23 protein-coding genes are annotated in these 24807 nt (G+C 61.2%); 11 read left to right on the top strand and 12 right to left on the bottom strand.

Annotated elements, in window-relative coordinates; all coding sequences use genetic code 11:
• Positions 1–105: 105 nt before the first annotated feature.
• Positions 106–1218, top strand: coding sequence for a LysM peptidoglycan-binding domain-containing M23 family metallopeptidase (locus H6851_05795; GenBank protein MCB9943120.1), 1113 nt, complete (start codon positions 106–108; stop codon positions 1216–1218).
• Positions 1219–1266: 48 nt separating this feature from the next.
• Here H6851_05795 and H6851_05790 read toward each other — a convergent pair whose 3' ends face one another.
• Entirely contained in the window at positions 1267–2112 is an 846-nt protein-coding gene (locus H6851_05790) for an ATP-binding protein (protein ID MCB9943119.1), read from the bottom strand.
• 258 nt (positions 2113–2370) lie between these two features.
• Here H6851_05790 and yajC point away from each other — a divergent pair, with 258 nt between their 5' ends.
• The 6 genes from yajC (at position 2371) to H6851_05760 (ending at position 7474) form a co-directional block, all read left to right on the top strand.
• Positions 2371–2769: a preprotein translocase subunit YajC gene (gene yajC, locus H6851_05785; GenBank protein ID MCB9943118.1), complete on the top strand. Its 399-nt coding sequence runs from the start codon at positions 2371–2373 to the stop codon at positions 2767–2769.
• A gap of 9 nt (positions 2770–2778) precedes the next feature.
• Positions 2779–4386 carry a protein translocase subunit SecD gene (secD, locus tag H6851_05780; GenBank protein ID MCB9943117.1) on the top strand — a complete coding sequence of 536 codons (1608 nt, stop codon included), beginning with the start codon at positions 2779–2781 and terminating at the stop codon, positions 4384–4386.
• A gap of 10 nt (positions 4387–4396) precedes the next feature.
• Positions 4397–5332, top strand: coding sequence for a protein translocase subunit SecF (gene secF / locus H6851_05775; GenBank protein ID MCB9943116.1), 936 nt, complete (start codon positions 4397–4399; stop codon positions 5330–5332).
• Positions 5333–5379: 47 nt separating this feature from the next.
• Positions 5380–5745 carry an Mth938-like domain-containing protein gene (locus H6851_05770; protein MCB9943115.1) on the top strand — a complete coding sequence of 122 codons (366 nt, stop codon included), beginning with the start codon at positions 5380–5382 and terminating at the stop codon, positions 5743–5745.
• Positions 5746–6057: 312 nt separating this feature from the next.
• Entirely contained in the window at positions 6058–6744 is a 687-nt protein-coding gene (locus tag H6851_05765) for a response regulator transcription factor (protein ID MCB9943114.1), read from the top strand.
• A 265-nt stretch (positions 6745–7009) separates the two neighbouring features.
• Positions 7010–7474 carry a DUF2938 family protein gene (locus tag H6851_05760; protein MCB9943113.1) on the top strand — a complete coding sequence of 155 codons (465 nt, stop codon included), beginning with the start codon at positions 7010–7012 and terminating at the stop codon, positions 7472–7474.
• 119 nt (positions 7475–7593) lie between these two features.
• Here H6851_05760 and H6851_05755 read toward each other — a convergent pair whose 3' ends face one another.
• Positions 7594–8277 carry an aquaporin gene (locus H6851_05755; GenBank protein ID MCB9943112.1) on the bottom strand — a complete coding sequence of 228 codons (684 nt, stop codon included), beginning with the start codon at positions 8275–8277 and terminating at the stop codon, positions 7594–7596.
• 240 nt (positions 8278–8517) lie between these two features.
• Between H6851_05755 and H6851_05750 the strand changes: the two genes are divergently transcribed.
• The 4 genes from H6851_05750 (at position 8518) to H6851_05735 (ending at position 13001) form a co-directional block, all read left to right on the top strand.
• Positions 8518–9576 (top strand): Gfo/Idh/MocA family oxidoreductase, encoded by a 1059-nt coding sequence (locus H6851_05750; protein MCB9943111.1) that lies wholly within the window; start codon positions 8518–8520, stop codon positions 9574–9576.
• A gap of 163 nt (positions 9577–9739) precedes the next feature.
• Entirely contained in the window at positions 9740–11083 is a 1344-nt protein-coding gene (locus H6851_05745) for a carbohydrate ABC transporter substrate-binding protein (GenBank protein MCB9943110.1), read from the top strand.
• 81 nt (positions 11084–11164) lie between these two features.
• On the top strand, positions 11165–12118 hold the full coding sequence (locus H6851_05740; protein ID MCB9943109.1) for a sugar ABC transporter permease: 954 nt from the start codon (positions 11165–11167) through the stop codon (positions 12116–12118).
• Complete coding sequence (locus H6851_05735; GenBank protein MCB9943108.1) at positions 12111–13001, top strand: carbohydrate ABC transporter permease; 891 nt, start codon at positions 12111–12113, stop codon at positions 12999–13001. Before H6851_05740 ends, H6851_05735 begins: the two co-directional genes overlap by 8 nt.
• 77 nt (positions 13002–13078) lie before the next feature.
• On the opposite strand, the gene H6851_05730 is transcribed toward H6851_05735, so the two are convergent.
• From H6851_05730 to H6851_05685, 10 genes are all read right to left on the bottom strand, one after another.
• Positions 13079–13417, bottom strand: a complete 339-nt coding sequence (locus H6851_05730) for a hypothetical protein (protein ID MCB9943107.1) — start codon at positions 13415–13417, stop codon at positions 13079–13081.
• A complete protein-coding gene (locus tag H6851_05725) occupies positions 13414–14436 on the bottom strand; it encodes a phosphotransferase family protein (protein ID MCB9943106.1) in 1023 nt (340 codons plus the stop codon). The genes H6851_05730 and H6851_05725 overlap by 4 nt, the downstream gene beginning before the upstream one ends.
• A 33-nt stretch (positions 14437–14469) precedes the next feature.
• A complete protein-coding gene (locus tag H6851_05720; protein ID MCB9943105.1) occupies positions 14470–16221 on the bottom strand; it encodes a thiamine pyrophosphate-binding protein in 1752 nt (583 codons plus the stop codon).
• A gap of 54 nt (positions 16222–16275) precedes the next feature.
• Positions 16276–17841, bottom strand: coding sequence for an AMP-binding protein (locus tag H6851_05715; GenBank protein ID MCB9943104.1), 1566 nt, complete (start codon positions 17839–17841; stop codon positions 16276–16278).
• Complete coding sequence (locus H6851_05710; protein MCB9943103.1) at positions 17826–18545, bottom strand: GntR family transcriptional regulator; 720 nt, start codon at positions 18543–18545, stop codon at positions 17826–17828. Before H6851_05710 ends, H6851_05715 begins: the two co-directional genes overlap by 16 nt.
• Positions 18546–18672: 127 nt before the next feature.
• Complete coding sequence (locus tag H6851_05705; protein ID MCB9943102.1) at positions 18673–19167, bottom strand: universal stress protein; 495 nt, start codon at positions 19165–19167, stop codon at positions 18673–18675.
• A gap of 36 nt (positions 19168–19203) precedes the next feature.
• Entirely contained in the window at positions 19204–21780 is a 2577-nt protein-coding gene (locus H6851_05700; GenBank protein ID MCB9943101.1) for a TRAP transporter permease, read from the bottom strand.
• 143 nt (positions 21781–21923) lie between these two features.
• Positions 21924–22895, bottom strand: coding sequence for a TAXI family TRAP transporter solute-binding subunit (locus H6851_05695; GenBank protein ID MCB9943100.1), 972 nt, complete (start codon positions 22893–22895; stop codon positions 21924–21926).
• 370 nt (positions 22896–23265) lie between these two features.
• The gene (locus H6851_05690) at positions 23266–23895 is read right to left on the bottom strand and encodes a DUF1013 domain-containing protein (GenBank protein ID MCB9943099.1); all 630 of its coding nucleotides are present in this window, start codon (positions 23893–23895) and stop codon (positions 23266–23268) included.
• A gap of 102 nt (positions 23896–23997) precedes the next feature.
• Positions 23998–24771, bottom strand: coding sequence for an SDR family oxidoreductase (locus tag H6851_05685; protein MCB9943098.1), 774 nt, complete (start codon positions 24769–24771; stop codon positions 23998–24000).
• Between the last annotated feature and the right edge of the window lie 36 nt (positions 24772–24807).

Here is a 24807-nt window from a genome sequence, read left to right as displayed (position 1 = left end):
TCCACCTTCGCGGCAGGAAAATCCGTGTCCTTGCAGCAACAGCTCACGGTCGCTCTGAGGTGTTCCGCTTGATCGGCGATCGGCGTTATCGTTAATTTTCAGGTCATGATGAAAACGTGCGCGATCACCCTGCTCCGTCTCTGGTCCGCCGGCGTGCTGGCCATCACGGCAGGGTGCTCGGACTATCAGAACTTCGAGTGGAATGACCAGATCGGCTGGGAGGCTTCGCGAATGCGTGCCCAGGACGATGCCATTCGTTCCATGACCGTGTCGTTGCAGCAGCGCGGAGAGAAGCAGGGCGTGGCGGCAGCGCCCGGTCCGCCCGGCGTGCGTCCGCAGTCCGACAATCGCCATGTCGTGATGCCGGGCGATACGGCCATCGGGATCGCCCGCGCCTATGGGCTGTCCCTGAGCGACTTCGCATCGATCAACCGCCTCGACATCCCCTATCCGGTCTATGTCGGGCAGGTGGTCCTGACCCGGCCCATACCCGCCGGCAAGCAGCTCCATACGGTCAGGCGCGGGGAAACCTTTTCCAGCATAGCCCGCAGCTACGCTCGCAGGCTTGACGAGCTGCGCGCGATGAATCCGGATCTCGACGTGAACCGGATCCGTGTCGGCCAGAAGGTCCGCATCACCACCGGTACGGCGATGGCTTCCAGTGCTGCCCCCGTCTCGCCGTTCGATGTGGAGCCGGCAGCGGCTCCCCGGCGCAATGCCACGACTACCCCGGGAATGACGGCCGACCGGCGCGAGAGCGAGACGCAACGGACCCAGCGCCTGCTGGCGTCGGCGCCTGTGCCCGACCTCAGCCGGGATGGCTTCATCTGGCCGGTCGAAGGTGTGGTCGTGACCCGGTTCGGCGCACGCGGAAATGGGCAGCGCAGCGATGGCATCGATATCCAGGCGACCCGGGGAAGTACGGTGCGTTCGGTGGAAAGCGGCATTGTTGTTTACTCAGGCGATGACATTCCCAGCATGGGGCGAATGCTGATGATTCGCCACGCCGACGGTTTCCTGTCGGCCTATGCCCACAACGATGCGCTGCTCGTGCGTACCGGAGACCGGGTCCGGCGCGGTCAACCCGTGGCCAAGGTCGGTACCTCGGGCGGCGTCAACAGCCCGCGCCTGCATTTCGAGCTGCGCAAGGGCACGACCCCTCTCAACCCGCTGTCGCATCTGCCCAAGAACGGTACCCGCGTGGCCAGCGCCGAGTGACCCCGTACATTGCCGGCAGCTTCGTTTCCGGGCCGGGCAAACCGGCCCTCAGAGAACGCGCCCCAGACGGCCGGCCGCGTCCTGGATGAACTGCCATGCCACGCGGCCTGAGCGGTTACCGCGGGTGGCCGCCCATTCGAGTGCATCCTTGTCGTCAACCGCGAGGTCGAAATGCCCCGCGTAACGGTGAACCATGGCCAGGTAGGTTTCCTGATTGCAGGCATGGAACCCGAGCCAGAGGCCGAAGCGGTCGGACAACGATACCTTTTCCTCGACAGCCTCGCCGGGGTTGATTGCCGTGCTCCGCTCGTTCTCGATCATCTGCCGGGGCATCAGATGCCGGCGGTTTGAAGTGGCATAGAACAGGACATTGTCAGGTCGTCCCTCGATACCACCTTCGAGTACGGCCTTCAGCGACTTGTAACTGGTCTCGCCGGCATCGAACGAAAGGTCATCGCAGAACAGCAGCGACCTGCGACCGCTGCGCCCCAGTCGTTCCAGCAGATCCGGCAGGTGGTCGATATCCTCGCGATGGATCTCGATCAACGCGAGAGGGTCGTCGACCGCATCGTTGACGGTGGCATGAACGGCCTTGACGAGGCTGCTCTTGCCCATGCCGCGCGCACCCCACAGGAGCGCATTGTTGGCCGGAAGGCCGCGAGCGAAGCGCTCGGTATTGGCAAGCAGAATCTCGCTCACCCGGTCGATGCCGCAGAGCAGTTCGAGAGGAATGCGGCTGACCTTGTCGATCACCCTCAGATTGTCCGCATTGCTGTCGTAGACGAAAGCGTCCCCGACACCCATGTCGAGCACACCCTGCTTGGGCGGTGCCATTCGTTCGAGGGCTTCGGCAATACGAACGAGCAGTGTTTGGATTTCGGCTGGATCGGACATCCGCGACATTCCGGAATTTGTCTGGTTCACGATGGCGTTACCCCGCATCAACGATTTTTTCGTTCATCATTCAAGGGGGACGCCACGTTCATCGGCCATCCCGCCCCGGCACCGCGGACATGATGGCCATCCCTGTTCCTGGACAATCCTGCGGCGGCCACGAAATGACCGGCAGGCCCGGCGGTTGTTTCCAAATGGCTGCACACCAGATATAAGGCGCCACCGAACCAGTCTTTCAAAAAGCTCTTCGAGGAACCGATGCTCATTTCGCCGGCCTACGCTCAAGCGGCTGCTCCGGCAGGCGGAGGCGATTTTTTCGTCTCTCTCCTGCCTCTCATCCTGATCTTCGTGGTTTTCTATTTTCTGCTGATCCGCCCGCAACAGAAGCGGGCCAAGGATCATCGTGCGATGATCGACAACCTCAAGCGCGGCGACCAGATCGTCACCTCCGGCGGGATCTTCGGCAAGATCACCAAGGTTGAAGATACATTCCTGATGGTGGAAATTGCCAAGGACGTACAGGTCAAGATCGCCAAGGGCACGGTTTCCGAGCTGGCATCCAAGCCACAGCCGGCAGCCAATGCGAACACTCAGGCGCAGCCTGCTTCGACCAGCAGCACAGGTGGCGGCTTCCTCGGCAAGCTTTTCAAGAAATAGCGGGGCCCGATGCTCAACTATCCGCGCTGGAAGGTCATAGTCGTCAGTGTCGTGCTGCTGTTCGGCATAGCCTTCAGTCTCCCCAATCTGGTCAGTAGGGAGACTGCCGAAAGCCTTCCCGACTGGCTCCCGAGGAGCCAGATCAATCTCGGGCTCGATCTTCAGGGTGGTTCGCATCTGCTGCTGCAGGTCGAGATCGGCGACGTCATCAAGGAACGTCTGGACACGTTGCGCAATGACGTTCGTCTGGCGCTGCGAAAGGCCCAGATCGGGCATCGGCAGACCGTGCGCAACGAGCATCTCGTGGTTTCGCTCACCGACCCGGCCCAGTTGCAGGATGCGCTTGCCGAGATCGAAACCCTCAATCCGGTCGTCCCCACCGGTGCTTTCGGCAACCCGGCCGGGCGCACCTACGAGATCGAGAACGACAGCAGCGGCCGCATCACCATCGGCTTCAGCGAATCTGCCCGCGCACAACTCGTCACCAGTACAGTAAGCCAGTCGCTCGAAGTCGTTCGCAGGCGTATCGACGAACTTGGCACGCGCGAGCCGACCATCCAGCGTCAGGGGGACGACCGGGTACTCGTTCAGGTACCGGGCGAGCGCAATCCCGAAAAGCTCAAGGCTCTCCTTGGCACGACAGCACGCATGACCTTCCACATGGTCAACATGGAGGGCAGTGTCCAGGATGCGCTGGCGGGACGCGTGCCGCCCGGCTCCCGCCTTCTCGAGGCCGACCCGAGCAATCCCGGCCCCGAATACTACCTCGTCGAGAACAAGGTCGAGCTGTCAGGCGACAATCTCGTGGACGCCCAGGCGACGGTCGACAGCAACCACATGCCGGCTGTGAGTTTCCGCTTCGACAATACCGGAGCGCGGAAATTCGGCGAGATCACGCAGGAATATACCGGCCGGCTGTTTGCCATCGTGCTCGATGACAAGGTCATCTCGGCTCCGCGTATCCGCGAGCCGATCCTGGGTGGAAGCGGTATCATCACCGGCTCATTCAGCTTCGACGAAGCCAACAATCTGGCAGTCCTGTTGCGCGCGGGTGCGCTTCCCGCACCGCTCACCATCATCGAGGAACGCACTGTCGGGCCAGATCTGGGAGCGGACTCGATCGCGGCCGGCAAGCTCGCCAGCATCCTCGGGCTGGTATTGGTCGCGGTTTTCATGGCCGCCTATTACGGACTCTTCGGCATCTTTGCCAACGTGGCGCTGATTGCCAATCTGGTACTGATCGTGGCTGCGCTTTCCGTGCTTGGAGCCACCCTTACCCTTCCGGGTATTGCCGGAATCGTGCTCACCATCGGCATGGCGGTTGACGCCAACGTCCTGATCTTCGAGCGCATACGTGATGAGGTGGGTCGCGGCAGGACCCCGCTCGCGGCGATCGGCACGGGTTTCAGCGAGGCGATGCGCACGATTGTCGACGCCAATGTCACCACGCTGATCGCAGCCGTGCTGCTCTTCCAGTTCGGTTCCGGCCCCGTGAAGGGCTTTGCCGTGACACTGACGGTGGGTATCGTCACCTCGATGTTTACAGCCATCATGGTGACACGCCTGCTCATGATGATGTGGTTCCAGCGCGCGCGCCCCGCCGCCCTTCCAATCTGAGGCCAAGCTCATGCGACTTCGCCTGTTTCCCGAAAAGCCGACTTTCAAATTCATGCGCTGGCAGATGCTCTGCATGGTCATGTCCGTGGTGGGGATTGTCCTTTCGGCTGTGCTGGCATTCTATCCCGGCCTCAATTACGGCATCGATTTCGAGGGAGGTATCCTCGTCGAGGTCAAGACACCCGGCCCCGCCGATCTGGGCACCCTGCGAGCGGAGTTGAATGGCCTCGGCCTGGGGCAGGTCGCCTTGCAGGAATTTGGTGCTGCCGACGATGTCCTCATTCGCATCCAGCGCCAGGAAGGTGGCGAGGACGCACAGCAACAGGCCGTTGAAACCGTCAAGAACGCGCTGAACGAACTCTCAGGGGAAGACGTCACCTTCCGCCGAACCGAATTCGTCGGCCCCAAGGTCAGCGAGGAACTGCTGCAGGACGGGATGCTCGCCATCGGCCTGTCCCTGGTGGCGGTGCTGATCTACATATGGTTCCGTTTCGAGTGGCAGTACGGTGTCGGAGCAATTGCCGCCCTGATCCACGACATTGCGCTCACGATCGGCATGTTTGCCGTCACCGGCCTCGAAGTGAACCTGACGACTGTCGCCGCCGTGCTCACCATCGTCGGCTATTCACTCAACGATACCGTTGTCATCTTCGACCGCATTCGCGAAAACCTGCGTCGTTTCAAATCGATGCCGATCAGTGAACTTATCGACCTGTCGATCAATGAAACGCTGGCTCGAACCTGCATGACGTCACTGACCACCCTCATCGCCCTGCTGGCGCTGTTTTTCTTCGGTGGCGAAGTGGTCAAGGGTTTCACCTTCGCGATGATCTGGGGAGTTCTGGTCGGTACCTACTCCACGGTGTACATTGCTGCTCCCATCCTCATCCATCTCGACCTGCGGTCGATCGGCCGGAACAAGGCCGAAGCCGAACAGGCACCCTGATTCGACCGCCACGGCAACGCGAACGGGCAATTCCGGGGAACTAACTCATGGAAGCGCGGCGTGTTCTTACCAACGAATGGCTCACCATCGCCAGCTATGGCGATGGCGGTTTCCGCGTGGAGGCGGCGCGTCATGACGGTTCCATCCTGATCCATCGCGAAGCGGTGACGGCATGGGATGGTGCCCTTGAGGTCGGGCGGATGCAGGAACTCGCCCGACTGACTCCTCCCGTGGAAATTCTCATTATCGGTACGGGTGAGCGGTTCGATCCATCCGCCGCGGGGCTTGCGGCGGAATTGCGCAAGATCGGCATGGCCGTCGACATCATGGCCACTCCGGCAGCCTGTCGGACCTACAATCTGCTGATCGGCGATGGACGTGTTGCCGCGGCGGCTCTCATGGCCGTGCCCTGAAGCGCCACATCCATTGTACATTGCCGGACAGCCAGTGTTGTCATCGCAAGATTTCTGTCCATTGGTATAATTTCCTTCTGTTGCGACATTCCCGTTATGCCAGTTTGTGCTTGTCGCCAATTGCCGCAAGCCGGTGAATTTGCGGGCAGGAATGACGACCTGCGCCGATACTGTATGGCACAAATGCCGAGGAGCAGGGTCGACCTTGCTTCAGGCAGCTTGTAAGCTGTTCAAGCCCGTTATCATCGGTCCGGTGTCCTCTCGTCACATGAACTTGGGAATGTCGTGGCCTATTTCGCGGACGATTCGAGTATGCATACCGGAAGCCAGATCCTCGTTGTCGACGACGACAATGATTTCCGTCAGGAGCTCGCCGAGCAACTGGCGCTGCATGAAGGTTTTGTTGTCGCTCAGGCAGCTTCGGGCAAGGACGCGCTGGCTCTTGCGGCTGGACAATCTTTCGATGCGGTCGTGCTTGATGTCGGCCTGCCGGACACGGACGGTCGCGACCTGTGCAAACTGTTGCGACGCAAGGGATTGAAGTCGCCGGTGATCATGCTCACGGCCCATGACAACGATGCCGATGTCATTGTCGGCCTGGACAGCGGCGCGAATGATTATGTTGCCAAGCCGGTTCGGCTTGGTGTCCTGATGGCGAGAATCAGGGCCCAGTTGCGGCAATTCGAACTCAGTGACGATGCGACCTTCACCATCGGCCCTTTCAGCTTCACCCCTGCGGTAAAGATGCTGGTGATGGAGAATGGCAAGAAGATCCATCTCACCGAAAAGGAAACGGCAATCCTCAAATATCTCTACAGGATCGGCGACCGCCCCGCCTCACGCGAGGTGCTGCTCGATGAAGTTTGGGGATACAATGCTGCCGTTACAACTCATACGTTGGAAACTCATATCTACCGGCTTCGCCAGAAAATCGAGCCTGTCGCCGGGGAAACCACCATCTTGCTCACGGAACCCGGCGGTTATCGACTGCAACGCTAGGACATGCCGGTCGGATATGATGGCAGCCCACTACCTTGCTGGTGCCCACTTCAATGCGCCTTCCTATCACGTACCGGTTCCATCTGAATGCAGGAGGCCGGGGAACCGGAGACGGCAACATCGACCAGACAAGAACTGAGAGTTGTGGCGATCTGTTCCAATAGAATATTTTAACAGCGTGTTGACGAAATGTCCGAACAGTTCAGCCTTGACGAGAAGATCGTCAAGATGGGATCGAAAACATCTTAGGGGGGGAAAGAGCTTCATGATCGAAGCCATCATGTCGGGAGTTGTTGCCACGCTGTTCCTCGATGCCTGGCAGCGTATCCTCAGGTTGGCGGCTGGTATTCCTGTCAGCAACTGGGCGTTGGTAGGACGCTGGTTTGCTCATCTTCCCCAGGGCAGGATGTTCCACGATCCGATAACCGAGGCAAAACCGGTCGATCACGAACTGGCGATCGGCTGGATCGGGCACTACGTCACCGGCATTGCCTACGGTTTCATCTATCTCTGGGTCATCCGGGATCTTCTGGGGCTGGAACCGACGATTCTCAACGGGCTCGTCTTCGGTGCCATCAGTGTGCTGGTTCCATGGTTTTTCTTCATGCCTGCAATGGGAGGAGGGCTTCTCGGGCGGAACACGCCAAACCCGCCCAAAGCCTGTGTGCTGGCCTTCATGACCCACTGCGTCTTCGGCGTCGGCCTGGCAACGGGTGCCCTCGTCGTCTGAGACAGGACCGCCGCCGGCATCACATGGCCCGCTTGTTATTTTCGCGATCCGATCAACAGGTGCACCTGGCCGGCAAAGCACTGCCGGCCAGGTGGGAGAGAAAGCAGCAGGCAACGTGGTCAGTCGTTGCTGCCTTCGAGAACACGATTGACGATGGCCGCGAGGACCGCGCCGACGACGGGAGCGGCAATAAACAGCCAGAGCTGGCTCATCGCCTCTCCACCGGCAAACAGGGCCGGCCCCAGGCTGCGCGCCGGATTCACCGACACGCCGGTGATATTGATGCCGACAAGATGGATGGCCGTCAGGGTGATGCCGATGCCAAGCCCGGCAAAGCCCGGCGCAGCGAGACCGTGCGTCGAACCCAGGATCACGATCACGAACAGGAAGGTCGCAACAGCTTCGAAAACGAAGGCCGAGAACTGGCTGTACTCGCCGAGATAGCCAGGGCCGAAACCGTTCTGGCCGAGGCTGACGACCTCGCCTTCAACAGGAGGCGTTCCACCATGGACGATGATCAGCAGGACCAGAGCGGCGATGATCGCGCCGGCACACTGGAAAATGACATAGACCACGAACTCGCCGAAACCCATCCGCCCGGACAGCAGGACGCCAAGGCTTACCGCCGGATTGATGTGGCAACCGGAGATCCGCCCGATGCCGTAGGCCATGCCCATCAACGCGAAGCCGAATGCAAAGGAAATCCCGGCGAAACCGATGAAATCCCCCGCGATAACCGCGGACCCGCAGCCAAGGAACACGAGTGTGAATGTGCCGATAAGTTCGGCGAGACCTTTGCGCATGCTTATTCCCAGAGTTACAGACCAGACTCGCAGCTGGGCGAGTTATTACGACGCCGATCGTTTTGCAACGCATGATTGTATCTGTAGTATAACTTTCTACCAGTCCTGATTACCTGAGTATGCCCTCCGCAGGCAGAAAGACTGCCTCCCGGAGCGTCATGTTACGAAGGGACCAACTCCTTTTCCTTCAAGGGATGGAGCATTACACCAGCGATACAATTGGCTTCCCGGGAAATTCTCATGCCATCCACCGCACGCGACCGTCGCACGCCGGTCAGACTCGCCATCGTGGGCGCCGGCACCATCGGCCGTGTCCATCTCGAACGCATGCGCGCCAGCGACGATGTGGAGATCGTCGGCATCGTCGACCCTTCCCCGGCAGCCGCCCGCATCGCCGATGAATTCGCCACGACATGCTGTTCCTCGATTGCGTCGTTGATGGCCGACCAGCGCCCCGATGGGGTGATTGTCGCAACGCCCACCGAGCATCACCTCGCACCCGTACTCGAACTGCTGGATGCCGGTGCGCACGTGCTCGTGGAAAAGCCGATAGCGGCGACTGTCGATGAAGCCGAACAGATGATCGCCCGGGCGGAAGCGAACCGAAGACAGGTACTCGTGGGCCATCACCGACGCTACTATCCCCTTTTGCGCAAGACACGCGAGTGGATTGCCTGCGGCAATATCGGCCGTCTGATTGCGCTTCACGCCCACTGGACGCTGAAGAAACCCGACAGCTACTTCGCTGCGGACTGGCGCAAAAAGCGCGCGGCCGGTCCGGTCCTGACCAATCTCATCCACGAGATGGATACGTTGCGCTTCATCTGCGGTGAGATCCGCTCGATCAGCGCGGAACTGTCCGACCGTGTCCACAACTTCGAGAAGGAAGACGCGGCCGCACTTGTTCTCACGTTCGAAAGCGGGGCGATCGGCACCGTCCTGATCTCCGATGGTACACCGGCTCCCTGGGCCTGGGAGCTGGCCACGGGCGAGAACCCGGATTTTCCGGCCGTCGGCGAGAACACGCACCGCTTCAGCGGAACAAGGGCATCCCTCGAATTTCCCAATCCGGTGCTGTGGAAGCATGGGGGCGCCGGTCTGGGCTGGCACGACATCATGGAGCGCGAGGTGCTGCCTTGCGAGGAAGCCGATCCCTATGCACGGCAGATCGCGCATTTCTGTGCCGTGGTCCGTGGCGAGGAAGAGCCCCTCGTGCCGGCACGGGATGCCACGCGCACGCTGGCCGCGGTCGCAGCGGTATTCGATGCCGCCCGAAGCGGAACCCGTATCCTCGTGTGAAACGCCATGCCATGCGCGCAGATCCGGGCAATGACAGTACCCCGGATGAACAATTCGATGATTCGGGGCCTGCCACCGTTGCTTTCAACTCGTTATTTTGGCAGGTTCTTGGACCATCAAGGGACCTGCCTGTCGGGCCCGGATAACAGGGAGAACTTCGGCAATGGCCATTCGTCTGACACGACGCGATTCAATGATCCTTGGAGCCGGAGCGCTCGCAGGGACGGCTCTCGGGGGTCCGGTCGGCCTTCGTGCACAGATTCCGGCAGCCGATGTCGCGCCGCCCGACCTGCCCATCGAGGACGGTGCCAGCCTCACCCTGCTGCGCCCGACAAAGTTCGTCGCGACCGACGAGGAGATCTGGCTGGCGAATACCAAGAAGTTCACCGAAGCAACGGGCGTGCCGGTGAAGGTGGAGTTCGAGGGCTGGGAGGATGTACCGACGAAGACGGCCGTTGCGGCCAATGTCGGCTCCGGTCCCGACGTCGTCATCGGCTTTGCCGACAATCCGTTTCTCTACAAGGACAAGCTTCACGATCTGAGTGACATCACGTCCTATCTCGGAAAGAAATATGGTGGCTGGTGGCCGCTGGCCGAGCGCTATGGCGTCGATCCCGACACCGGCAAGTGGATCGCCATGCCGGTTGGCGCCTCGGGTGGCCGGATCGTCTATCGCAAGTCGATGCTGGAGGCTGCGGGTTTCAGCGAGGTTCCCGGCGATGTCGACGGTTTCCTCGAAATGGCCAAGGCGTTGCAGGCCAATGGCACACCCATGGGTCTCGCCGTAGGCAACGCCCCCGGCGACGGCAATGCCTGGACGCACTGGCTGGTGTGGTCGCATGGCGGCAAGGTTGCCGATGACGACAGCAAGCTCATCATCGACAGCCCCGAGACGGTCGCTGCCCTGGAATATGGCAAGAAGCTTTACGAGACCTTCATTCCGGGCACGCTCTCTTGGCTGGACGCCAACAACAACAAGGCTTTCCTCGCCCAGGAAATCTCCCTGACCCAGAACGGCATCTCCGTGTACTATGCCGCCAAGACATCGGAAGATCCGGCCATCAAGGCACTGGCCGAGGACATCTTCCATGCGCGCATGCCGGTCGGTCCCGTGGGTATCCCCACCGAGCGCTGCCTCGTCTTCAACTCGATGATCTTCGACTACACTCCGTATCCGAATGCGGCGAAGGCCTACCTGACCTTCATGATGGAAAGCCCGCAATATGGCGAATGGCTTGAGAAGGGGATCGGCTACTTCAACCATCCGTTGCAAGCCTACGATGCCAGCCCTGTGTGGACCAACGACCCGAAGCACGAAGCCTACAAGCACGTGATGAAGGATGCCGTGTGGGATGGGTATTCCGGCCGCCTTGGTCCGGAGAGTGCCGCCACGCTTGCCGATTTCATCATCGTTCAGATGGTCGCTTCCGTGTGTTCGGGACAGGCAACTCCGGAGGAGGCAGCCGCCGAAGCACAACGTCGCGCCAGCCGGTACTACAGGTCGTAGGTCGCGAAAATAACGGTCAATGGCGCTGCCCCCGCCCGGGACCGGACGGGGGCAGCATGCTTGATAAGATCGGAGAACGGGGTGGCAACGTCGGCAAAATCGCTGGCTTATGATCGGCCAAAGGATAGTTGGCTGAGTAGGCTGTTCGACAACAGGATATTCCTGATCATAATCTGCCTGATCCCGGCGGTGGGATTGCTCGGTGTGTTCCTGTCCTATCCTCTCGGGTTGGGCATCTGGCTGGCCTTTACCGACACGAGGATTGGCGGAACGGGCAACTTTGTCGGTTTCGAGAACTACGCCTGGCTGTGGAACGATCCGATCTTCTGGATGTCGGTGGGAAACACGCTGCTCTACACGGTCGTGGCGACCATCGGGAAATTCGCCCTCGGGCTATGGCTGGCGCTGCTCCTCAATCATCACTTGCCGTTCAAGTCGCTTCTGCGTGCCATCATTCTCATTCCGTGGATCGTTCCGACGGTGCTGTCGGCGATCGCATTCTGGTGGATATACGACCCGCAGTTCTCGATCATCTCCTACGTGCTCGTGGACAAGCTCGGCATTCTCGATAACTACATCAATTTCCTGGGTGATCCCTGGAACGCCAGGATGTCGCTGATCGCCGCCAACATCTGGCGCGGCATCCCGTTTGTGGCCATCTGCCTTCTGGCCGGGCTGCAGACGATCTCGCCGTCGCTCTACGAGGCGGCCATGCTCGATGGCGCCACGCCCTGGCAGCGCTTCGTCCACGTCACATTTCCGATGCTGATGCCCATCCTGGCTGTGGTCCTCACCTTCTCTGTGATCTTCACCTTCACGGATTTCCAACTGGTCTACGCCATCACCCGCGGCGGACCGGTGAACTCCACCCATCTCATGGCGACGCTGGCCTTCCAGCGCGGAATTCCGGGCGGCATGCTTGGCGAAGGAGCGGCCATCGCGGTCGCGATGATCCCCTTCCTCATTGCTGCGACAGTCTTCAGCTACTTCGCGCTTGCCCGGCGCAAATGGCAGCAGGGAGGTGCCGATGACTGAGGAAGCCGCTGCAACAGACACGGGCGAACGTACCGGCATGATCCAGTGGGAGAGCCTCCCGCGCCGCATCGTGACGCTGTACACGCCGCTCATCTGCTTCGTCGTGGTGTTGCTCTTCCCCTTCTACTGGATGACGATCACCACGCTGAAATCCAATGAAGAACTGTACAACTACAAGGACTACAACCCCTTCTGGGTCAGTTCCCCGACCTTGGCGAACGTCAAGAAACTGTTGTTCGACACGGACTATCCATCATGGTTGATGACCACCATGACGGTGGCCATCGTATCGACACTGGTATCGATCTTCGCATCGGTATTGGCTGCCTATGCCATCCAGCGCCTGCGCTTCAAGGGCTCCAACTGGGTAGGGCTGGCGATTTACCTTGCCTATCTGGTACCTCCGTCGATCCTGTTCATTCCCCTGGCGACGATGGTCTTCCATCTCGGCATTTATGATAGCCAATGGGCACTGATCCTCACCTATCCCACTTTCCTCATCCCGTTCTGCACCTGGCTGCTGATCGGCTACTTCAAGTCGATACCTTATGAACTTGAGGAATGTGCCCTGATCGATGGTGCCTCCCGTTTGCAGATTTTGACCAAGATCACCCTTCCCCTCGCGGTACCGGGTCTGATTTCGTCGGGAATCTTCGCCTTCACACTGTCTTGGAACGAATTCATCTACGCACTGGCATTCATCCAGTCGAACGAGAAGAAGACCGTTCCGGTAGCGGTTCTGACCCAGCTCGTGGAGGGGGATGTCTACCACTGGGGATCTCTGATGGCCGGCGCGCTTCTGGGATCGATCCCGGTGGCACTATTCTACTCGTTCTTTGTGGAATATTATGTTTCCAGCCTGACCGGTGCCGTCAAGGAGTAGAATCTCTCCCTGTCGCAACAGACACCAAAGGCCCGTCCTTCCGGACGGGCCTTTTTCTTCACCTGGAACAGGAACGTTCAGCGATATATCGTATCGTCGATGAATGTCGTCCGTTCGCGCTCATCGAGGTTGTCGGGATCGGCGATCCAGGCGCGTATGGCGGCCACGTGAACGAGCTGCCGATAGAGTTCCGCGTCCCTGTCGTGCTTCCCCGCACGGATCGCCCTGCCGTCGGCAGCAACAGCATGTTCCAGCGCATCAAGCTGTCCTGCCATCCGTAGCTCCCGGACCGCCGTCGCCACCGCGTTGGCCGTCAGAAGCGTCAGATAGCGGATCTCGCCACGAGCCTGCGGCGCCATTTTTTCACGCAGGGTGGAAACGGTCTCCTCAAGGAGATCGAATGCCTGTGTCGTCATGATGCGAATGCTCCGGGCCGGGTCATGCGCAATGCCGCAAGTTCGAGACCGTCGCCCATCCGGCCGGTCAACGCCAGATGCAGGGAGCGTTCCTCACCGCTGGCGTGCCGATGGCCCTGCTGCAGGGCAATGACCGCCCAGCGAATGTGGGCGATGATTTCCCACCAGTGAACCCGTATGTCATCGATCGGACGCCCGCTCTCCGCCTCGTAACCGCGATAGAAGTCGGACCTCTCGCAAAGCCCCCCGCCTTCGAGGTCCGGCCTTGAGAACCGCCAGCACTCCGCACAGAACCAGCCGATATCGGACATCGGATCCGACCAGCCGGCGAATTCCCAATCGAGGATGGCCGTGAGACCCTGCCCGTCGACGAGAAAATTGCCAGTACGGAAATCCTGATGGGTGAGTGTGGTCTCGGCCATCTCCGGCGCATGGATTTCCGCCTGACGCAACGCCCATTCCAGACCCGGCCTGTCGGCGCTCATTCCGTCCAGCCATTGCCGGAGCGTCGCGACAACATCTTGCGCCGGGTCAATCGGCCTTGCACCGAGGATTGCCTGCAGGTCATCGCCGGGAACAATGGCATGGATGCGGGCGAGTTGGCGTCCCAGCTCCTCTCCCAGCGCCCGCCGGTCCCCGCCCAATGACGGATCACGGACAATCCTGGGTCCGTAGGCCACACCCCGGCACCGTTCCACCACGGCAAAGGGTGCATCGAGCACCTCCGGATCATCGCAGAACCCCAGGGGCTCGGGCACACGCACACCCGCCGCGTGGGCTGCGACGAACAGTTGGTATTCCTCGGCACGGCTGCGGCTGGCGGCAATGGTGGCCGGTGAATCCTTGCGCAGGACAAGGTTGCGCATCTCGCCATCCAGGTCGATTTCCAGCCCCCAGTTCTCCTGAATGGCTCCGCCCGAAAGCTGCTCCGCCGCGGTGACACGGACCGTTCGGGCATGGAGCACGCGAGCCAGCCAGCCTTCAAGGGCGTGATGACCGATCAGCACCGCCGGCTCCATCGACCTTTCATCGATGTCATCGCTCGCTCCCCTTCAGATTTCACCCCGGCGGCGGCGCTCGGCATCGTCCCAGGCCGTCAGGGGCTGGTAGTCGGGAACGAAACCGAGCCCCTTGCTGGCGTCGGAGGAAACCACGTATCGCGAGGTCACGACATCGACCACCGCGGGCGCATTGTCGAACGCGCGTTTCAAAGCGGCCTCCAGATCCGCCGGATCCTCGACCCGTTCGCCATGCGCACCCAACGCGCGAGCCATGGCCGCATAATCCGAATGACGGAGCGTCGTGCCGACGACGCGGCCACCATAGTTGACGTCCTGATCGACGCGTTCGATGTTCCACGCCGCATTGTTGGAGACGATGAAGACGGCTTTCGCACCGTGCCTGACAGCGGTGTCGATTTCCATGGCATTGATGCCGAATGCACCATCGCCGTTGACGGCAATCACCTGCCGGCCCGGAAAGTCCAGCGCGGCTGCGACCGCATAGGGGACCCCCACTCCAAGGCAACCGAACGCGCCCGCATCGAGGTAGGTCGAGGCCGTGAGTCCGACACGCGCGAAGCTCAGGAGGTCGCCACCATCGGCGATCGCGATGTGATCGGGCTCCACCAGTTTACGCAATGCTGCAAAGATCGCCATCGGGTGAATCTTGCCATCGGGACCATTTGCCGGCATGGCAGCAGCTTCGCCGCGCATCATGCGCTCGCGATGCTTGCTGCGAAGACCATCGAGCCAGTCCGAGTCCCGCGAACCTGCATCGTTGCCGAGTGCGTCGGTGATGGCATCGAGCGCGAGGCCGACGTCGGACAGAAGCTCGGGAGCACCGCGCCGATTGTCGATCAGTTCGCCGGCATTGTCCGCAATCCGCATGAACCTTGCGTCGCCGTAAATTGCGGGTGAACCGTAGGCGAGCTGGTAGTCCAGCTTGCGGCCCAGTGTGATCACCAGATCGGCTCCACCCATGGCCGCAGCGCGTACCGCACCGACGACCGACGGATGATCGGCGGGGACCAGTCCGCGGCTTTCCTGGGTATCGAGATACAACGCGTCGGCAGCGTCGAGGAAACGCTCCAGCGCCGCTGATGCACGGCGCGCGCCGCCGCCACTGATGACCAGGGGACGACGGGCGGCACGAATGGCGCCGACAGCCTCAAGGACACCATCGGGATCGGGATGGATGCGACGCCCGGGGCGGCCTTCGATCCACTCCGGCAGGACGAGATCGGCGGCCACGCTCGTCCTGAGGACGTCGGTGGGGAACTCGATATAGGCGGGGCCGGGCTCGCCCATGTCACCACCTGCCCGTGCCATGGCTTCGTCCAGTTCACGAATGGCCTGTTCGGCCACGCGCGCCGTGCGGGCGCAACGGGTCACGGGGCGCAGGATATCGACATGCGGAATGTCCTGAAGCGGCCCCATGTTGGCCTGAGGTCGCGAGGTGCAGCCACCGATCAGCAGCAGCGGTATCCGTGCCAGCGAAGCATTGGCCATGGCCGTCACCGTATTGGTCACTCCCGGTCCGGCCGTGACCATGGCCACGCCCGGCTTCCCGGTGAGTTCGGCATGGGCGTGCGCCATGTGGACGGCCGCACCTTCATCGCGAACATCGATGATCCGGATGCCAAGTCGCGCCGCATGATCCCAGATGGGCTGGATGTGACCGCCCTGAAGGCCGAAGATCCGGTCCACGCCACGGGCCTTCAACGACCTTGCGACCCATGCGGCCACGCTGGTCGCACTCTCGTTGAGATCCTGCTGCGGCAGGCTGCTGTCATATTCGCTCATGGGATACCTCCGGAATGACATCGAAGCGGCGCGAAAGGTCGTGGCGCCGGACTTTCACGGGAATCGCTTGCTCAACAGTTCCCTCAGATTCTTGTGCAGGATCTTGCCGGTGGCGTTGCGCGGCATCTCTTCGACATCGAGAAACACGACACCGCGCGGCCGCTTGTATCCCGCAAGCCGTTGCCGCGTGAATTCGATGATCTCGGTCTCGCTCGCCGACATTCCACTCTTGCAGACAATCGCGGCCAGGACGCTTTCACCCCATTTGGGATCGGACCGGCCGATGACGGCAACATCGCGCACGGCCGGATGATCGGCAATGACGGTCTCCACTTCGGAGGGGTAGATGTTTTCTCCACCGGAGATGATGAGATTGTTCTTCCGGTCGATGAGCCGGATGAACCCGTCCTCGTCACGCAATGCAACGTCGCCGACACTGAGCCACGGTCCCCTGAAGGCTTCGGCAGTCTTCTCCGGGAGGTTCCAGTATCCCTGGAAACAATATGGTCCGCACGAGAACAACTCGCCGGGTGTACCGTCAGGAACTTCCGCCCCGTCGCCATCGAGCAGGCGGATCGGTGCCGATCCCACGGTCTCGCGCCCCACCGTCCCCAGCTTGTCGAACTGCTCATGCGGGTGGAGCATCGTCACCCAGCCCGCCTCGGTGGAACCGTACAGCTCGAACAATCCCGAATTCGGGAACATCGCCATTACGGCACGTTTTGTCTCGGCATGCGCCGGTGCCGATGAGATCATCAGCTTTTCGACCCTCGTGAAATCTCCACGACGGCTCGATGCCGGTGTTTCGAGCAACATGGTATAGTGAGTGGGAACAAGCGACGTGAATGTCGCTCCGGTGTCGGCGAAGGTCCGCAGGCAAAGTTCCGGGTCGAAGGAGGACCGCGAGAATATGGTCACCGCACCGCCGCAATAGATAAATGACATGAAGAAGAACAGGGAATTGGCATGACACATGGGCATGACCAGCAATGCCTCGTCGCGTCGATGCAACCCCAGTTCGACCTGGGTCATCAGGGCAAGCATCGCCATGTTGCGATGATTGCGGATCGCTCCCTTGGGTGCTCCCGTCGTGCCGGACGTATACATCAGGCACCATGTGTCATCCGGACCTACATCCACCCGAGGCTCGCCCGGAGCCCCTGCGGCAAGCAATTCCTCGTAGCGGCGATAACCGGGCCGCACCGCCGTTCCGCCGGACGACATCAGGATATAGCGGTCCTCGTCCACGGACAGGGTGTCGCGCACGCTGTCGATGACGCCCGACAGCTCCTCCTCGACGATCAGGGCCCGCGCACCGCTGTCCTCGATGACATGCCGCGCCTCACTGCCGACGAGACGAAAATTGATGGGCACCGCAATCAGCCCGGCCTTGGCCGTCGCGGCATAGATCTCCGCCCATTCGAGACGGTTGTAGGCCAGCACCGCGACCCTGTCCCCCCGTTCGAGACCGATGCCGACGAGTGCATTGGCAAGCCTGCACGCGCGCTGGTTCCATTGGTGGAAGGTCAGGCTGCGTTCGAGGTCGCGCACGGCCAGCGCCTGCGGCCGCAGGCGTGCCTGCGCCGACAGGAGCTGTCCCAGCGTCAGCGGGTCGGACATGATATCGGTTCCTCCTGCGACGAGGCCGCTTCACCGGCCTTTCGTGCCCGTTCGAGCCGCGTCGCCGCGCGTTCGACGTGATCGATGGCCAGCGCTTCCGCACGCTCTGCTTCGCCGCAGACGATGGCTTCGAGGATGGCGGCATGCTGATCCCAGATACTCGCCGGCGGTGCCGCGCGGCGCAGCACGTCACCCATCGCCCGCCGCAGAAAGCGCCAGTGCGGCTCTGCAGTACGCGAAAGAAGCGGATTGCCGGAATGATCATAGATCAATTTGTGGAATGCCTCATCGAGGCGAATCTGTTCGGGTATGGCACCACGCTCGATGGCCGCCCTGCCACACCGGACGAGATCCTCCCCTGCCGCCCGGAGCGCGGAACGAACGGTTCCGGCCGCGACCGACTGTCCTGCCGCCCGCCGGGCAGCCAGCCCGTCCAGAACCGCCCGGATGTCGTAGTGCTGGCGCATTCGCGCCAGGTCGAGGCTGGCCACACGCAAACCCCGGCGCCCCGCGTCCTCGACCAGACCGTCCGCCTTCAACAGCGCCATGGCCTGCTGGACGGGCTGTCGGGAGACACCGAGCCGCTCGGCAAGTTGATCCTGCACGAGGTGGGTACCCGGTAGCAAACCGCCGGTACAGATCTCGTCGACGATGGCCTGATAGACCTGTTCACCGCGGCTGGGCTGGGGTTCTATGGGTTTCACAGTTCATGTGCACCAAGCATTGAATTCGGAATTCAATATTACCTGAACATCCTGCCGTCAATCCCGTGTCGCCATTGCAGACGGCAGAACCAGGTTATCGTCACCAACTTCCTGTCGATGAAAGACCTCAACGGACGATCAGTACCGAAATAGGAGCATGATGAAGCACCTGCGACGCATTCGGCTGAAGAAGAATGTCGCTGAACGAAGGCTTGTGCGACGCCATGACAATCAGATCGGCATCGACCTTCCGCGCGGCTTCGCAGATCTCCTGCCATATACGGCCATGCGCGACGAGCAGGTCGCATTGCAGCGATGGCGCCACCTCGCGGGCGACGAGTTGCTCCAGCTCCCTTCGTGCATGGTCCGTCGCCTTTTCCTCGAATCCCTCGGGAAAATAACCGGCCACGAGGCTCGACCCGAAGTCCGGGACCACGGTCATCACCGTCAGTCCGGCGGCATGCCGCTCTGCCATCTCGACCGCCGAGGGCAACGCCCGCTCCCAGGTGGGTTGCTGGCCGACATCGACGGGGAGAAGAATGCGCTTGTACATCGTCCGGGCTCCCTCGGGCTCCATTCCTGCCGCGATCAGCAACCAGTCACTGACCGTCTCGTTAACCACCGATATCCAACACCTGTCGACAACATGCCGATGGTTTCAGGCCGGGCTTGCGGCCCGCTTGCGCTGAAGGGCGACAATCCCTCCCAGGACCAGCAAGGTGGGAATGAAGATCCAGTACTTGCTCGGCTGGTCGAGCGGCTTGCGCACCGCGATGATTTCCTGATCCCAATCGAAGCCGGCCTTTTGTGCCGGACTGTCGAAGGCGACATCATCGACGATGACCTTGTCGCCATCATGGCGCAGGTTGAGACCGGCAGCCTGCAACTTCTCCTCACCCGTCGCACCTTCGGGCATGTTGAGCAGCATCACCGTTTCCATGGGTGAGCCGAACTGGTCGAGACCGGCGATCCGGATGCGCAGGTCCTGCCCGGCCGGCGTCGCGTCGGCGGCACTCGCCAGTTCCGTAGGTGCCACCTCCGCATAAGGTGGTGAAACCTGATCCATCCAGAAACCGGGACGGAACAGCGAGAACGCTACCAGCAACAGCAGGGGAATTTCCCAGAACTTGAGTCTGGTGATGAACCACCCTTGCGTCGCAGCGGCAAAGATCAGCATCGCGACGGTGGAAATGACGAAGATGAAAATGCCCTGATACCAGGTCACATCGATCAGGAGCAGCTCATGATTGTAGATGAACAGGAACGGCAACGCCGCGGTACGCAGTGAATAGAAGAACGCGACGAAACCGGTTCTTATCGGATCACCGCCCGAGATCGCGGCCGCTGCAAAGGAGGCAAGGCCGACCGGAGGCGTGACATCGGCCATGATGCCGAAATAGAACACGAACATGTGCACGGCGATCAGCGGCACGATGAGGCCGTTCTGCTGGCCCAGCGTGACAATAACGGGAGCGAGCAGGGCTGACACGACGATGTAGTTCGCTGTCGTTGGCAATCCCATTCCGAGGATCAGTGACAGAATGGCGGTAAGAAACAGCATGGCCAGGATGTTGCCGCCCGACAGGACCTCGACCACATCGGCCAGCGCCGATCCCACGCCGGTCTGACTGACCACCCCGACGATGATACCCGCTGCGGCGGTCGCGATGCCGATGCCGATCATGTTGCGGGCGCCGCCGATCAGGCCATCGAGCAGGTCGCTGAACCCGGCGACGAATTCGCTGCCGACATTGCCGGTGCGGCGAAAGATCGCGAATAGCGGCCTCTGCGTCACGAGGATGAAGATCATGAACGCCGAGCCCCAGAACGCCGAGAGACCGGGAGACAGGCGCTCCACCATCAACGCCCAGATGAGCACGACCACCGGCAGCAGGAAATGGAGACCCGCCTTGACCGTCGGCCCGGGCAACGGCAGCGACGTGATGGGCGCGTCGGGATCGTCCATCTTCAAGGGGGGAAAGCGCGAGGCGAACCCGACAAGAAGGACGTAGACGACACCGATCCCGGCAGCGATGACCCAGAAGGCATTTTCGCCGAAGGCCGGGCGAATCCAGCCAATGCCATAATAGACCGCCAGCGACAGGCCGCACAGGACGACGATGCCGAACAGCAGCATCATCAACCGCCGGGTCCATGGACCCGGTGTGTAGGAGCGCGGCAGTCCCTCCATGCCAGCCTTCATCGCCTCCAGGTGAACGATGTAGACCAAGGCGATATAGGAGATGAGCGCCGGCACGAATGCGTGCTTGACCACCTCGAAATAGGGAATGCCGACATACTCGACCATCAGGAAGGCCGCAGCACCCATGACGGGCGGCATGATCTGCCCGTTGACGGACGAGGCCACCTCGACCGCGCCGGCCTTTTCCGGCGAGAAACCCACTCGCTTCATCAACGGAATGGTAAATGTGCCGGTGGTTACCACATTGGCGATGGAGGAACCCGAAATCAGGCCGGTCATCGCCGACGACACGACCGCCGCCTTGGCCGGTCCGCCACGCATGTGGCCCATCAGCGAAAAGGCGACCTGAATGAAGTAGTTGCCCGCACCTCCCTTGTCGAGAAGCGAGCCGAACAGCACGAACAGGAAGACGAAACTCGTCGAGACGCCCAGCGCAATACCGAACACGCCTTCCGTGGTGATCCACTGGTGATTGACAACTTCACCGAGGGTATTGCCCTTGTGGGCAATGATCTCCGGCATGTATGGCCCGAGGAAGGTGTAGGCCAGAAACACGATCGCGATGATCATCAGGGGCGGTCCCAGCGACCGGCGCGTGGCTTCCAGCAGCAGCAGCATTCCGATGACCGCAACCACATAGTCCTGGGTGGCCGGCGCTCCGACGCGATCGGCGATGCTGTTGTAGAACAGGTAGAGATAGGCGGCGCAGAACGCACCGACCACGGCGAAGATCCAGTCCGCGACCGGCACGTGATCGCGCGGACTCCGGGCAAATGCCGGATAGGCGGTGAAGGCGAGGAACAGGGCCAGCGCAAGGTGGATCGAACGGGCTTCGGTGTCGTTGAATACCCCGAAACCGAGCATGAAAGGTATCGGTGAAGCGATCCACAGCTGGAAAAGCGACCAGAAGAGCGCAACCCCCAGAATGATCCTGGCGGCCACCCCGCCCGGGTTGCGCGCACCCGTATCAGACTGGGCTACCATCTCCTCCAGATCTGGCGCCTGGGTGACGACCTCGGTCTGACTGCTCATGCCTGTTGTCCTGCCCGACTTGAAACGACTGCCTGCTCAAGAATGATTGTTTGTTGCTTGGATGGTGTTGCGGCATTTCCCCGCAGGCTGCCGATGTGCCCCACGGGAGCCGCACCGACAGCCTGCGAGCGACGCGGCAGGACCTACTGGATCCAGCCACGCTCCCGATAGTAGCGCTCGGCACCGGGGTGCAGCGGAGCGGAGAGACCGGCGGAAATCATCTCTTCTTCCGTGAGATGGGCGAAAGCCGGGTGCAGTCCCTTGAAGCGGTCGAAATTGTCGAACACGGCCTTGACGACCTCATAGACGACCTCATCGTCCACCTTGGCCGAAGACACGAAAGTGGCACGGACACCGAAGGTGTTGGTGTCCGTATCCGACCCCTTGTACATCCCGCCGGGAATGACGGCCTTCGAATAATAGGAGTTTTCCTCGACCAGCTTGTCGATCTCGGGGCCTTCAACCGGAACCAGATGGGCGTCGGTCGTGGTGGTGGCTTCCTGGATCGAACCGTTGGGGTGGCCGACGGTAAAGATGATCGCATCGACCTTGTTGTCGCCGAGTGCAGCGGACTGTTCGGCGGACTTCAGCTCGGAGGCGAGCAGGAAGTCATCCATGGTCCAGCCCTTCGCCTGCATGATGACTTCCATCGTGCCGCGCTGCCCGGACCCGGGATTGCCGACATTGACGCGCTTGCCCTTCAGGTCGTCGAAACTGTTGATGTCGGCATCATCGCGGGCAACCACCGTGAACGGTTCGGCATGCACGGAAAACACGGCGCGCAAGTCCTCGAACGGACCGTTTTCCTCGAACTTCGACGTGCCATGATAGGCATTGTACTGCCAGTCGGACTGGGCCACTCCCATGTCCATCGATCCTTCGCGGATCGCGTTGATGTTGGCAATCGATCCACCGGTCGAAGGAGCCGTGCACTTGATGCCATGATCGGCCGCGGCGCGGTTGACGAGCTTGCAGATCGACTGGCCGACCACGTAGTAGACACCGGTCTGCCCGCCGGTTCCGATCGTGATGAAGCGCTCTTCGGCCGCCATGCTTCCCGAAGCAAAGCCGAACGCCATCAGCGAAGCACCGACAGCAACTGCCAGTTTCTTCATGGTTCCCTCCTCTGAATTGCAAGAGCGGACAGGAGGGGCGTTGCGACCTCTCCCGCCTTCCACACATGAGGAAACCTTACCAAACCGCTTACAAGGCTACCATGACAAAGTTCATGCTTTTGAAATTTTCATAATTCTCGCAAATTCAACATGTTGGACAACAGGTGTGAGAATTATTACCTTGTTGAAAATGATGACAGCAGGCACTTCCCGCCAGGAATTGTTCTTCTCACCCTTGCGGTTCAGGCCATGACCCGCACCGCAAGGGCATGAGAAAAGGCGGTCGAAGGAGCCCGCCACCCGCAATCTTCCTGGCAGTTTCCCTGCCCCGTCGGTTCCGGCTGTTCCCGGCAGGACGGCAGCGATGGACTCAGGGCTTGTCGTCGAGCTGGAACTCGGCGGGCATCCCCCCCTCACCGAGTTCCGGCTGCTCATCGTCATAGTCCGGAGGCGGGGCGACAGGGACATCCTCGGGACGCTGCGCGCGCGCCTTGGCCACGGCCTCGTCCAGCTCGATCTGCTGGCACAAACCGAGGAATACCGGATCGCGCGGGCGAATGTCCTGGCTTTTCCAGTGGGTGCGGTCGCGAACCGCCTGGACCGTGTTCTTGGTAGTTCCAAGCAGGCGGCAGATCTGCTGGTCCGCGAGCTCGGGATGATGCCGCAACAGCCAGGCAATCGCGTCGGGGCGATCCTGGCGCTTCGACAGCGGCGTGTAGCGCGGCTCCTTGCGCTTGGGCTGCTTGATGTCCAGGGCGATCGACCGAAGCGCCTTCAATCGCGTCTTGGGGTCTTTCTGGCAACGAAGAAGCTCCTCGCGCGACAAAATTCCCTGACTGACAGGATCAAGGCCGCGAATCCCGGTCGCCACCTCACCATCGGCGATGCCCTTGACCTCAAGCGGATGGAGGCCGCAGAAGTCGGCGATCTGGTCGAAGGTCAGCCCGGTATTGTCGACGAGCCACACGGCCGTCGCCTTGGGCATGAGGGGTCTGTCCATAAATAGCTCCTCGGCGTCTGATCCTGCTGATGGCCCCGCTTGCCCCGGACCGTCGAAACCTGCCTGGCGACGCAATTCCCCGGAATCGCGAAGACCACGGGTTCAATCGGGTACGGACACGGTATAGTTGAGGGCGAGGCGACCGCCATCAGCGTAGATGATTTCGCCGGTTATATAGCTCGCTTCGTCACTTGCAAGAAAAGCCGCGAGTGCCGCGATCTCATCCGGCTCGCCCGGACGCATCAAGGGTGTACGCGACAGGATGCGGTAGCGCGCGCTGTCATCGTTCATCACCTGGTCGAGCATTTCGGTGCGGATTGATCCCGGCCCGATGGCATTCACGCGAATGTTGCGATCGGCCAGCCCCAGGGCCATCGCACGGGTAAGCTGATTGAGCCCGCCCTTGCTGACGACATAGGCGAGCTGGTCGGCGATCGCGACCTGCGCGTTGATCGACGACATGTTCACGATGGCTCCGCCGCCTCGCTGGGCCATGACGTTTGCAGCGGCCTGACCGACCAGGAATGCCCCCTTGAGGTTGACACCGATCACATCGTCAAAATCGGCCTCTGTCATATCGAGAATATTGCCTGTCCGGACGATCCCGGCGTTGTTGATCAAGACATCGACGCGACCGGCCCATTCCAGTGTCGCATCGACGACCGCCCCGGCCGATCGCGCATCGGCGACGTCGGTGTGGACGAACTGGGCAAGGCCGCCGTCGGATACAATCATCGCGGCCGCCTGCGATCCTGACTGCTCATCCCGCTCGGCAACGATCACGTAGGCTCCCTCGCTTGCGAAGCGACGCGCGCATGCAAGCCCGATGCCGCGCCCTGCACCCGTGACGATCACCGCCTTGCCCGCGAACCGCATTCCACTCTCCCGTTGATTCTTCTGGCGGAACCGTAG

It is taken from the genome of Geminicoccaceae bacterium, from assembly GCA_020638465.1.
Taxonomy (GTDB): Bacteria; Pseudomonadota; Alphaproteobacteria; order Geminicoccales; family Geminicoccaceae; genus JAGREO01.
This window is presented reverse-complemented; position numbering and strand designations above follow the sequence as displayed.